This window comes from Mycobacterium sp. TH-M103, assembly GCF_057473785.1.
On record NZ_JBYCLG010000059.1, the window covers coordinates 1 to 10,596 of the forward strand.

Sequence of the window (10,596 nt, forward strand, 5' to 3'; positions counted from 1 at the left end):
GGTCTACCCGCAGGCTCGGGCGAGCAACCCTCGAACGCCTGCGCGGCCGCACCTTGCGGTGCGGCCTTCTTGACCTTGCTTCGGGTGGGGTTTGCCGAGCCACCCCGGTCACCCGGGATGCTGGTGCGCTCTTACCGCACCGTTTCACCCTTACCACCGCGAGGGTGGCGGTTTGTTTTCTGTGGCACTTTCCCGCGAGTCACCTCGGATTGCCGTTAGCAATCACCCTGCTCTGTGAAGTCCGGACTTTCCTCGAACCGCCTTGCGGCGCTCCGCGGCCGCCCGGCCAACTCGTCCGCGACGATCAACGGTACCCGCTGCGCAAGGCCGGGGCCAGCAACCGCCGCCCCGGCCTATGCGGCTTTGCGCAGCACCATGACGTTGTCGACCAGGGTCGCCGGTTGTTCGTCCGGCCCGAGCGTTTCCCGCTCGACCTGCTCGGCCCGCAACCGCGTCCAGGTCTCATCCAGCTGCAACGACGCCAGCACCTCCTCGATCCCGGGAAACCGGTGCAGGTGCTGTTTGGCCCAGGGCGGGGCTTCGCCGTGGTCGACGATCAGGAGCACCCCGCCGGGCGCGACGTGGTCGGCCGCCCGCCGCAGCACCGCCTCGCGCTCCAGTCGCGCGGGTGAGTGCAGATATTGCACCGACACCAGGTCGAAAGTCCCCTCCGGGAAGCTCTCGTTGAGATCGAGGCACTGAAATTCGATGCGGTCCAGCAGGTTTCGCTGAGATGCCGCCTCGGCCGCCCGTTGCAGCGCGGTGTCGGAGACGTCGACGGCCACCACCTGCCAGCCGCGCTCGGCGAGCCACAGCGCGTCGGCGCCCTCGCCGCTGCCGAGGTCCAGGGCCCGGCCCGGTGTCAGGTCGGCGGCCGTCGCGGCGAGTTGGGCGTTGACGCGCCCACTCCACGTCCGTTCAGAGGAGCTGTAGCGCTCCTCCCAGAACTGGCGTGCGTCGTCGGATCCGTCGTCGTCGTGTGAGTGGGTCATACAGCGAGCATGCCGACACCCGGCCAGATTGCCAAGCCGAAACGCGGCCCCGCGATGGCCCCGGATGGCATTGCCCACGGGGCCGTGTGTGCCAGGCTGACCGCACAACAGATACCGAAAGATTTGTCGAGCAGACGACGAAGGGCCTGGCGGAGCCGCAGCAGATGTACAAGGCGCTGCGCGAATCCGCCCCGGTTTTCCGGTTGCCGGAAGCGGTCTTCCTCACCCGCCGCGCCGACATCGAGACGGCGCTCGAGCGCACCGAACTCTTCTCGTCGAACATGGATGCGGTCAGCCTCGGCAATGTGCGGCCGCTGATCCCGTCGCAGATCGACCCGCCCGAGCATGCCAAGTACCGCCGCGTCCTCGATCCCCTGTTCGTGTCGTGGGAGATGGCGCGGCGCGAACCGCGCGTCAGCGAGCTGGTGAACGAGATGATCGACGCCTTCGCCGATCGGGACGAATGCGACTTTCATGCCGAGTTCGCCGTGCCGCTTCCGTACACGGTGTTTTTGCAGCTGCTCGGGCTCCGCTGGAGGACTGGACAAGTTCTCGAGTGGAAGGACGGCATCATCCGCCCGGACGGCGCCCGCAACTACGAGCAGCACGGGGTCCGCCGCGGCGTCCGCGGCCGAGCACGTCTAGGAGTACTTTGAGCGCGCCATCGACGACCACGTCGCCCACCCGCGCGACGACGTGCTGTCCGCGATGATCGCGGCCGACGTGGAGGGCCATCCCCCGCCCGCGGTGTTCGACGCCGATGAAGTGGGCCACTGCGCGGTGCTGGCCGAGGAGGTCTCGGGCGACCTCGAGGCGCAGGCCGCCGACGCCGCGCGCAACTGCCCCGAAGGCGCGATCACGTTGACCGGCTGACCGGCCCGGCCGGCATGGCCGAGAGGTCACTGCCGGCCGGGAGCTGCCGTCAAGACCTCGGTGACGAGTCCGAACCGATGGACGCGCGAGTGGTGCCGAACCTGCCAGTGGTGATCCAGCAGTGCGCTCACCGCGATGGGACGGCACCCGCCCACCAACTGCGGCGCCACTCGCCACAACCCCGTCCACGCCCGCGAAACGGCCCGTTCGAGTGGCCGGTCCCTGGATGTCAGGCTGGCGATGCAGATCAGACCGTCGGGAGCGAGGATCCTTCGCAGGTCGGCAAGCACGTCCCGTGCATAGTCCGCGTCGAGCAGGTCGAATATGGTCTGCCCGTCATCGAGGGCACGCTGCTGCCGGCTGCGGCCGTCGTGCCGATCGACGAGTCGTTGCCACTGGACCTGGCCGCGCTGCTGGGCTGCGGGGTCACCACGGCCCGAACGTCGCGTACTTCGACAACCGCGTGATGAGTAGACGCCCGCGGCGCTGAGCCCGAACCGGGCCCGTTCGGGCTACGACCGCATCGGCCGGATGCAGGACTGGCAGGCTTTCTACGAGGACGCGGCCACGAACCGCCTGGTGGCCAACTTGCGTGCACGGCTACGACCATGCCTACGGCGGCCCGCACGCCGAGAGCCGCCGGCGGCCCGGTGTGGCCGGGGATGGGGGTGGCGTCGCTGGCCGAGGAGAACAGCTCGGCTTCGCCGCGCAGGCAGTGCGGGCAGGACCGGCACGGCACGTTCCAGGTCAAAACGACGTGCTGACCGGCGCCGACGGTGCTGACCTCGGAGCCCACCTCGGTGACGACCCCCGCGCCCTCGTGGCCGAGGGTCGACGGCACCAGCGTCGGGATGGCCCCGTCTCGCAGCGACACGTCGCTATGGCACAGGCCGATGGCGTGCAGTCGAACCCGCACCTCGTGCGCGCCGATGGGCCGCAGCGCCAACTCTTCGACGGACGTGGGCTGCCCGGCCTGCCGCAGCGCAACCGCCCTCATGCAGCCACCGCTGTGATCCACGTCATACCGACCTACGATGGTGGCAGGACCGCACCGGGTCAAGGCCACTAATCGGAAGGAGACGGGCCATGACGACCACAGCCGCGAAAGCGCTACCTACGGAAGCGGTGCTGACCATCGACGGCCGGCCACAGCGGGGGCCGTGGGGACCTATCCGGTGGCCCTGGACGTTCGTGCGGCATGCCGTCCCGCGGTAGCCCAGAATGAGGGCCATGGCGTCTCGGATTCGAGTAGCTCGTCAGCGGAAACGATGTGTTTGCCGAGCTCACCGGCGCGAGCGGCGCCGAGGCTGACCAGCCAGAGGTCTCCCCGTCGCAGCTCAGTCAAGGTCTCTGCCTACCGTGCCCTCCCAGTCGCGGGCCTCCTCGCGGACGGCGTCGGCGGTCGCTTCGGCGCGGGTGGTCTCGCGTTCGGCGCGGAAGATCGCCTGCCGCTCGGCCTGGGAGGCCAGCTCGGTGGGCAGAGCGGAAATCGAGATCCCTGGTTCGCGGGCTTGGGCGGCCAGGCGGTCGCGAGTCTGGGTGCTCATCCGTGCATCACCTGGATATGGGACCTTCGGCCGTCGCGGCGCCGGTGCGCCTTGGCGAGGATCCGATCATGACGCAACGTGAGCTCGAAGAACTCTCCTCCGACGAATGTTTCCGCCTGCTCGGTGCCGCTAGCTTCGGGCGACTCGTCTATCAGGACGACCTCGGACCGCTCGCGGTGCCCATCAACTACGGCCTGGCCGGGCACGGCATCGTTTTCCGCATCGAGGGGGGCGCGAAACGAGCCGCGATGCAGCAACCGATGCTCGCCTTCGAGGTCGACCACGTCGACGACGACGGGAAGTCCGGATTGAGCGTCCTGGTGCGGGGCGCCGGGGCCGAGGTCGACCCGGACCGGGTTCCCGCCCTGCTGCGAACGATGGACGGCCACTTTCCGAGACCTTGGGCCGAAGGCATCCACAACATGTGGCTTCAGATCGTGCGGCACACCGTCACTGGGCGCCGGCTCGGCGCGTAACAGCCGCCGTGGTAACGGCTCTCCGTTGCCCCCGGGTTCGAAGCGTCTCCTCGCGCAGACACGACGAGTGACTTTCGGATCCGCTATCGCATGCGATATCGCTTTTGACGATGATGTGATGGGTCCGCCCACGGTGCTGGTGTGACAGATGGGGTCGACGAAGCGGTGATCCGCCTGCCGGCCGCCCGCAAGGTCCGCCCCGGGGAAGTATTGACACCGCCCGAAAACCGACGACGTCAACAGATATGGCGCTGCTGCCAGACCCCGATCCCCGGCGGCGAGAGCACGTGGTGATCTCGGTCGACGACCACGTCATCGAGCCGCCCGACGTGTTCGCCGGCCGGTTCCCCGCCGCGCTGGCCGACCGCGCGCCGAAGGTCGTCGAGACCGACGACGGTCGTCAGGTGTGGCGGTACGAGGGCCGGGAGCAGCCCAACATCGGCCTCAACGCGGTGATCGGTCGCCCGCACGAGGAGTGGAGCATGCAGGCCGCCAGCTTCGACGAAATACGTTGCGGCTGTTGGGATATCGACGCCCGCATCGCCGACATGGACCTCGCCGGCATCTGGGCATCGCTGAACTTCTAGTCGCTGATCGCCGGGTTCGCAGGCAGTCTTCTGGAAGAGCGACGACCCCGGGCTGGGGCGGGCCGCGCTGCGGGGCTGGAACGACTGGCATCTGGAGGTGTGGGCCGCCAGCTAGCCGGACCGGATCATCCCGTTGTAGCTGCCCTGGCTGGCCGACCCGGAGCTGCACCCGAGGAGCTGCGCCGCAACGCCGCCCCACCCGTTCTTTGCCGCCATCGAGCAGACCGACACCGTCGTGTGCCTGCACACCGGCTCGGCGCAGTGGCCGCCGATCCCCGCTCCGGACACGCCGTTCGAAACGATCACCACGCTGTTCCCGGTCAACGGCCTGGTCGCCTGCGCCGACATGCTGTGGTCGGGCATCCCGGCGCGGTGCCCGGGGCTCAACATCACCCTGGCCGGGGGCGGGCTGGGCTGGGCGGCCATGCTGGGCGACCGCGCCGACTACGTGCTGCGCCGCGCCTGATCACAGGTAGGCGGTCTGGTTCACCAGACGCACCGAAGACCCGCCGTCGGAATAGAATTCGGCGATGCTCAGCGACGCCAGGTCGAGGTGCAGCCGGTACAGGATCCCGGGCCCCGCGTCCAGTGCCAGCCGCAGCAGCATCTTTATCGGGGTCACGTGCGAGACCACCAGCACGGTGTCCCCTTCATGCGCGGCGACGATCCGCCCGCGCGCCCGCGCCACCCGGTCCAGCACGGCCTCGAAACTCTCCCCGCCCGGCGGGCTGGTGCCGGTGTCCTGCAGCCAGCGCCGGTGCAGCTCCGAATCATGCTGCGCCGCTTCGGAAAACGTCAGCCCCTCCCAGGCCCCGAAGTCGGTTTCGACGAGGTCGTCGTCGACGGTCACGTCCAGGCCCAGTGCCTTGGCCGCCGTCGCGGCGGTGTCGTACGCCCGCTGCAGCGGCGAGGAGAACACCGCCGCGATCCCGCCGCGTTGCGCCAGGTATCGCGCGGCGGCCCCGGCCTGGCGCCGGCCCACCTCGGTCAGGCGCGGATTGCCGCGCCCCGAATACCGGCGCTGCACCGACAGCTCAGTCTGGCCGTGCCGCAGTAGCAGGAACCTGGTCGGCGTGCCGCGCACGCCGGTCCATCGCGGTGCGCTCGGGGCCCGGGCCGCCGGCTCGGCGGTTTTCGCCGGCTCGGCGGTTTTCGCGGGCTCGGCGGCCGGCGGGTCGGACGCACCGTCCATCGCCTCGTTGGCCAATCGGTCGGCGTGCGCGTTGCGCTTCCGCGGCACCCAGGTGTACCGGATGCGGTCGAACCTCGACGCCAGCGCGCGGGCCTCGGCGTGCAGTTCCTTGAGGTCCGGGTGCTTGACCTTCCACCGGCCCGACATCTGCTCCACGAGCAGCTTGGAGTCCAGGAAGACGGTGGCCTCGGTGGCGCCCAGTTCCAGGGCATCCGCCAAACCTGCGATCAGGCCCCGGTATTCGGCGACGTTGTTGGTCGCGCGGCCGATCGCCCGTTTGGCCTCGGCCAGCACGGCGGAACGGTCCTCGCTGAGCACCACCGCGCCGTATCCGGCCGGCCCGGGGTTGCCACGCGACCCGCCGTCGGCCTCGATGACGACCTTCACTGCTCGATTCCCTTGACCCGCAGCAGGATCGCCCCGCACTCCGGGCAGCGCACCAGCTCGTCCTCGGGGGCGGCCGAGATGCGTGCCATCTCGCCGCGGTCAATCTCGAGACGGCATGCACCGCAGCGCCGTCCGAGCAGCGGCCCCGCACCCGGCCCGCCCCCCGCGCGCTGCCGCTCGTAGAGCGCGGACAGGGCGGGGTCCAGCGCCGCGGTCAGCTCGTCGCGGCGCGACGCATTAACCCGGCGGGCCGCGTCGATCTCGGCGCGCACGGCGTCGAGGGCCTGCTCGGCGCCGGCCAGCTCGGCCTGCAACGCATCCGCCGTCGTCGTCTCGGCGTCCAGCTGCGCCTGCAACTCCTCGCGGCGCTCCATCACCTCCAGCAGCGAATCCTCCAGGCTCGCCTGCCGGCGTTCCAGGGTCTCGAGCTCGTGCTGCAGATCCGACAGCTGCTTGGCGTCCGTGGCACCCGAGGCCAGCAGCGAGCGGTCCCGGTTCTCCCGCTGCCGCACCGAGTCGACCTCCGCTTCGAGCCGGGCCACCTGCGCGTCCACGTCCTGCAGCGCAATCGTGACCGCGGCGGCGCGGTCCCGTGCGGCGTCCCGTTCGGCCTGCATCCGCTCGCATTCCTGCTGCTGCGGCAGGTGGGTGGACCGGTGGGCGAGCCGGGACAGCTCGGCGTCCAGCTTCGACAATTCGAGCAGCGACAGTTGCTGTCCCACTTCGGCTTTCATGGCTGATCCCTTCCGGCCTCGTCGCCAAGATGCCCCAGGTTCCAGGGGTCGGTGCGAATGCCGCACACCCGCACCTGCAGCGCGGCCCCGAACCGGGAGCGCAACAGGCCCGCGGCCTGCTCGCACCAGGGGAACTCACTGGCCCAGTGCGCCACGTCGATCAGGGCCACACCCGAGGCCCGGCGGTGCTCGTCGGCCGGATGGTGCCGCAGGTCGGCCGTGACGTAGGCCTGCACGCCGGCGCCCGCCGCGGCGGCAAGCAACGAGTCCCCGGCACCGCCGCAGACGGCCACCCGCGACACGGCCAGGTCGGGGTCACCCGCGGCACGCACGCCCCAGGAGGTCTGCGGCAGCGCGTCACCGACGCGAGAAACGAAGCGCCGCAGCGATTCCGGCTGCGGTAGCGCGCACACCCGGCCCAGCCCGGTGTTGCCCGGCAACGGCTGCAGGGCGAAGATGTCGAACGCCGGCTCCTCGTACGGGTGGGCGGCACGCATCGCCGCCCACACACCGGCCCGCAGTCGCGCGGGCGCGATGACCTCGACCCGGTCCTCGGCGACCCGCTCGACCGCGCCGACGCTGCCGATCGCGGGCGAGGCGCCCTCGTGCGGCAGGAACTGCCCGATGCCGCCGACGCTCCAGCTGCAGTGCGAATAGTCGCCGATGCGACCCGCGCCGGCCCCGAACACGGCCGCCTGCACCGCCTCGGCGTTCTCGCGCGGCACGTAGATGACCCACTTGTCCAGATCGGCGCGGTCGGCCACCGGCTCGAGCACCGATTCGACGGTCAGGCCCAGGGCGTCGGCCAGCGCGTCGGACACCCCCGGCGAGGCCGAGTCGGCGTTGGTGTGGGCGGTGAACAGCGAACGCCCGGTGCGGATCAGCCGGTGCACCAGCGCACCTTTCGGCGTGCTGGCCGCCACTGTGTCGACCCCGCGCAGCAGCAGCGGGTGGTGGGCCAGCAGCAGGCCGCCCGCGGACACTTCGTCGACGACGGCGGGCGTGGCGTCCACCGCGACGGTCACCGACTCCAGTGCGTCGTCGGGGTCGCCGCAGACCAGCCCCACCGAATCCCACGACTGGGCCAGCCGCGGCGGATAGGCCTCGTCCAGCACGTCGATGACGTCGGCCAGTCGCGCGCTCACCTCGGGTCCCCGTTCGTCGTCGCCTCTGAGATGACCCGAACCAGCCGCGGCCACTCGCGGCGCACCGCCGCACGGAGGTAACGGTCGTCCAAGCCGACGAATGTGTCACAGCGGCGGATGGCAATCCCCTTGTCTCTCAGAGCCTCTCGCACCCGAAGGGCGTCCGGGTGGCGAAACAGCACGAATGGCCCGCGGCCAGCGAACACCTCGGCACCCGCCGCCGCCAGCCCCGCCGCCATGTCGGCGCGGCAGGCCTGCAGCCGGACCGCCGCGGCCGCGGCGTCGGCAACCGCCGCCGGGTCGCAGCAGGCCGCGATGGCCGTCAGCTGCAAAGTTCCCACCGGCCAGTGTGCCCGCTGCGCGGTCAGCCGCGCCAACAGCCCCGGCGCGCCGAGCGCGTAGCCCACCCGCAATCCGGCCAGCGCCCACGTCTTGGTCAGGCTGCGCAGCACCAGCACGTCGGGCAGCGATTCGCCGGCCAGCGACTCCGGCTCGCCGGGCACCGCGTCGGCGAACGCCTCGTCGACCACCAGGACCCGCCCGGGCCGGCGCCAGGCCAGCAGCTGCTCGCGGGTGTGCAGCACCGAGGTCGGGTTGGTCGGGTTGCCCACCACGACCAGGTCGGCGTCCTCCGGTGGCCGCATGCCGTCCAGGCCGAACGGCGGCTCGAGCACGAGGTGGTGCACCGGCACCCCGGCCGCGGTCAACGCCGCGGCCGGCTCGGTGAACGAGGGCGCGACGACCACCGCCCGCGCCGGGCGCAGGTTGCTCAACAGCGCGAAGCCCTCCGCCGCGCCGGCCAGCGGCAGCACCTCGTCGGGGGCGCGGCCGTGCCGGCGGGCCGCGGCCTCCTGCGCGAGGCGCACGTCGTCGGCGCCGGGATACCGCGCCAGGTCACCCAGCCGCTCGGCCAGCCGCCGCATCAGCCACTCCGGCGGCCGCGGGTCGCGGACGTTGACGGCGAAATCGAGCATCCCGGGAGCAACGGCCTGGTCACCGTGGTAGCGCGCCGCCGCAGGCGGGCTCGGCTGCAGACTCGCCATCCGTGAAACACTAGTGGGCCGTCGGGGGCCGGCCACAGCAACGTCGGGGACAATGGTCTGGTGACACGCAGCATGGTGACGGCGCAGCTGGTGATCTTCGACCTCGACGGCACGCTGACCGACTCCGCGGAGGGGATCCTGGCCAGCTTCCGCCACGCCCTGGAACGGGTCGGCGCGACGGTGCCCGACGGTGACCTGATCGCCCGGCTCGTGGGCCCGCCGATGCACCTCACGCTGCGCACGCTGGGCCTCGGCGAGGACACCGAGGAGGCGATCGCGGCCTATTACAACGACTACACCGCGCGGGGCTGGGCGATGAACAGGCTGTTCGACGGCATCGAGCCGCTGCTGGCCGACCTGCGCGCCGCCGGCGTCCGGATGGCCGTGGCCACCTCCAAGGCCGAGCCGACGGCCCGGCGCGTCCTCGCCCATTTCGGGCTCGACGGGTACTTCGAGGTGATCGCCGGAGCCGGCACCGACGGCTCGCGCAGCACCAAGGCCGACGTGCTGGCCCACGCGCTGTCACAGCTCGCGCCGCTGCCCGAGCGGGTGCTCATGGTGGGTGACCGCAGCCACGACGTCGTCGGGGCGGCCGAACACGGCATCGACACCGTGGTGGTCGGCTGGGGCTACGGGCAGGCCGATTTCCCCGACGGGCTCGGCGAGGGCGCCACGCACGCCGCCACGGTCGCCGATTTGCGGAGGGTGCTCGGTGTCTGATCGCGAGCCGCTGCACGTCACGTTCGTCTGTACCGGCAACATCTGCCGCTCGGTGATGGCCGAGAAGATGTTCGCCGACCAACTACGGCGCCGCGGCCTGGGCGACGCGGTGCGGGTGAGCAGTGCGGGCACCGGCGACTGGCACGTCGGCAGCAGCGCCGACGCACGGGCGGCCCGCGTCCTGCGCGACCACGGCATCCCCACCGACCATTGCGCCGCCCAGGTCGGCGCCGACCACCTCGCGGCCGACCTGGTGGTGGCCATGAGCCGCAACCACCTGCGGATGCTGCAACACCTGGGCGTCGACCCCCAGCGGCTGCGGATGCTGCGGTCGTTCGACCCGCGTTCGGGGGCCCACACGCCCGACGTCGAGGATCCCTACTACGGCGAACACGAGGACTTCGAGGCGGTTTACACCGTCATCGCGGCCGCCCTGCCCGGCTTGCACGACTGGGTCGACGACCGACTCGAGCGGAACGGAACGGGCTGATGCCTCGTCCGGTGCGGGGCCTGGCGTTCCTGCTGCGGCCGGGCTGGATAGCTCTGGCCTTGGTGGTCATCGCCTTCACCTACCTGTGCTTCACCGTGCTCGCGCCGTGGCAGCTGGGCAAGAACACCAGGACGACCCGGGAGAACCACCAGATCGAGCAGTCCCTCAACACCGCCCCGGTGCCTTTGAGAACACTGCTGCCGCAGCAGGATTCGTCGGCACCCGACGCGCAGTGGCGCAGGGTTACGGCGACCGGGCACTACCTGGCCGACGTTCGTGTGCTGGCCCGGCTGCGCGTCGTCGACGGCGATCCCGCGTTCGAGGTGCTCGCACCGTTCGCCGTCGACGACGGGCCCACCGTCCTGGTCGACCGCGGCTACGTGCGACCCGAGCAGGGCTCGCACGTGCCC

16 protein-coding genes, 1 other RNA gene and 2 pseudogenes are annotated in these 10,596 nt (G+C 71.1%); 10 read left to right on the forward strand and 9 right to left on the reverse strand.

From position 1 onward, the window contains the following. Together rnpB and AC2VOR_RS03115 are read right to left on the reverse strand one after the other, a co-directional pair. Window positions 1–294: RNase P RNA component class A (rnpB, locus tag AC2VOR_RS03110), an RNA gene on the reverse strand; the annotation flags it as partial. Window positions 295–353: 59 nt separating this feature from the next. Continuing rightward, window positions 354–992, reverse strand: coding sequence for a class I SAM-dependent methyltransferase (locus tag AC2VOR_RS03115; protein ID WP_369738237.1), 639 nt, complete (start codon window positions 990–992; stop codon window positions 354–356). Window positions 993–1,078: 86 nt separating this feature from the next. Here AC2VOR_RS03115 and AC2VOR_RS03120 point away from each other — a divergent pair, with 86 nt between their 5' ends. The 4 genes from AC2VOR_RS03120 (at window position 1,079) to AC2VOR_RS03135 (ending at window position 2,629) form a co-directional block, all read left to right on the forward strand. Next, entirely contained in the window at window positions 1,079–1,648 is a 570-nt protein-coding gene (locus tag AC2VOR_RS03120; RefSeq protein ID WP_486963185.1) for a cytochrome P450 family protein, read from the forward strand. A gap of 52 nt (window positions 1,649–1,700) precedes the next feature. Continuing rightward, window positions 1,701–1,865 carry a ferredoxin gene (locus AC2VOR_RS03125; RefSeq protein ID WP_486963186.1) on the forward strand — a complete coding sequence of 55 codons (165 nt, stop codon included), beginning with the start codon at window positions 1,701–1,703 and terminating at the stop codon, window positions 1,863–1,865. Window positions 1,866–1,942: 77 nt separating this feature from the next. Then, window positions 1,943–2,332, forward strand: a complete 390-nt coding sequence (locus AC2VOR_RS03130; protein WP_369741832.1) for a hypothetical protein — start codon at window positions 1,943–1,945, stop codon at window positions 2,330–2,332. 141 nt (window positions 2,333–2,473) lie between these two features. Beyond that, on the forward strand, window positions 2,474–2,629 hold the full coding sequence (locus AC2VOR_RS03135) for a hypothetical protein (protein WP_369741831.1): 156 nt from the start codon (window positions 2,474–2,476) through the stop codon (window positions 2,627–2,629). On the opposite strand, the pseudogene AC2VOR_RS03140 reads toward AC2VOR_RS03135, so the two are convergent. The 3 genes and pseudogenes from AC2VOR_RS03140 to AC2VOR_RS03150 form a co-directional block, all read right to left on the reverse strand. Then, window positions 2,590–2,862 (reverse strand): annotated as a pseudogene (locus AC2VOR_RS03140) (alcohol dehydrogenase catalytic domain-containing protein); the annotation flags it as partial. The gene AC2VOR_RS03135 and the pseudogene AC2VOR_RS03140 sit on opposite strands and share 40 nt — an antisense overlap. A gap of 249 nt (window positions 2,863–3,111) precedes the next feature. Further along, window positions 3,112–3,210: pseudogene (locus AC2VOR_RS03145) on the reverse strand (toxin); the annotation flags it as partial. Then, window positions 3,203–3,412: an antitoxin gene (locus tag AC2VOR_RS03150; protein ID WP_369738234.1), complete on the reverse strand. Its 210-nt coding sequence runs from the start codon at window positions 3,410–3,412 to the stop codon at window positions 3,203–3,205. The gene AC2VOR_RS03150 and the pseudogene AC2VOR_RS03145, both read right to left, overlap by 8 nt. A 68-nt stretch (window positions 3,413–3,480) precedes the next feature. Between AC2VOR_RS03150 and AC2VOR_RS03155 the strand changes: the two genes are divergently transcribed. The 3 genes from AC2VOR_RS03155 to AC2VOR_RS03165 all read left to right on the forward strand — a co-directional run bounded on the left by AC2VOR_RS03155 (window position 3,481) and on the right by AC2VOR_RS03165 (window position 4,941). After that, window positions 3,481–3,888 (forward strand): pyridoxamine 5'-phosphate oxidase family protein, encoded by a 408-nt coding sequence (locus tag AC2VOR_RS03155; RefSeq protein ID WP_369738233.1) that lies wholly within the window; start codon window positions 3,481–3,483, stop codon window positions 3,886–3,888. A gap of 245 nt (window positions 3,889–4,133) precedes the next feature. Next, a complete protein-coding gene (locus AC2VOR_RS03160; RefSeq protein ID WP_369738232.1) occupies window positions 4,134–4,475 on the forward strand; it encodes a hypothetical protein in 342 nt (113 codons plus the stop codon). 235 nt (window positions 4,476–4,710) lie between these two features. Further along, on the forward strand, window positions 4,711–4,941 hold the full coding sequence (locus AC2VOR_RS03165) for a hypothetical protein (RefSeq protein WP_369738231.1): 231 nt from the start codon (window positions 4,711–4,713) through the stop codon (window positions 4,939–4,941). On the opposite strand, the gene AC2VOR_RS03170 is transcribed toward AC2VOR_RS03165, so the two are convergent. From AC2VOR_RS03170 to cobC, 4 genes are read right to left on the reverse strand one after another with little or no spacing between them, the layout of a single operon-like run. Further along, on the reverse strand, window positions 4,942–6,054 hold the full coding sequence (locus AC2VOR_RS03170; protein ID WP_369738230.1) for a bifunctional RNase H/acid phosphatase: 1,113 nt from the start codon (window positions 6,052–6,054) through the stop codon (window positions 4,942–4,944). Further along, on the reverse strand, window positions 6,051–6,788 hold the full coding sequence (locus AC2VOR_RS03175; RefSeq protein ID WP_369738229.1) for a zinc ribbon domain-containing protein: 738 nt from the start codon (window positions 6,786–6,788) through the stop codon (window positions 6,051–6,053). Before AC2VOR_RS03175 ends, AC2VOR_RS03170 begins: the two co-directional genes overlap by 4 nt. Beyond that, window positions 6,785–7,933 carry a Nif3-like dinuclear metal center hexameric protein gene (locus tag AC2VOR_RS03180; RefSeq protein WP_486963187.1) on the reverse strand — a complete coding sequence of 383 codons (1,149 nt, stop codon included), beginning with the start codon at window positions 7,931–7,933 and terminating at the stop codon, window positions 6,785–6,787. Before AC2VOR_RS03180 ends, AC2VOR_RS03175 begins: the two co-directional genes overlap by 4 nt. After that, complete coding sequence (gene cobC, locus AC2VOR_RS03185; protein WP_486963188.1) at window positions 7,930–8,976, reverse strand: Rv2231c family histidinol phosphate aminotransferase CobC; 1,047 nt, start codon at window positions 8,974–8,976, stop codon at window positions 7,930–7,932. Before cobC ends, AC2VOR_RS03180 begins: the two co-directional genes overlap by 4 nt. Before the next feature lie 72 nt (window positions 8,977–9,048). Between cobC and AC2VOR_RS03190 the strand changes: the two genes are divergently transcribed. The 3 genes from AC2VOR_RS03190 to AC2VOR_RS03200 all read left to right on the forward strand — a co-directional run. Beyond that, window positions 9,049–9,696, forward strand: a complete 648-nt coding sequence (locus AC2VOR_RS03190) for an HAD-IA family hydrolase (protein ID WP_369741540.1) — start codon at window positions 9,049–9,051, stop codon at window positions 9,694–9,696. Continuing rightward, on the forward strand, window positions 9,689–10,186 hold the full coding sequence (locus AC2VOR_RS03195) for a low molecular weight protein-tyrosine-phosphatase (protein WP_369738226.1): 498 nt from the start codon (window positions 9,689–9,691) through the stop codon (window positions 10,184–10,186). Before AC2VOR_RS03190 ends, AC2VOR_RS03195 begins: the two co-directional genes overlap by 8 nt. Beyond that, window positions 10,186–10,596, forward strand: a 411-nt coding sequence (locus AC2VOR_RS03200) for an SURF1 family protein (RefSeq protein WP_486963189.1), incomplete at its 3' end; no start/stop codon positions are given. The genes AC2VOR_RS03195 and AC2VOR_RS03200, both read left to right, overlap by 1 nt.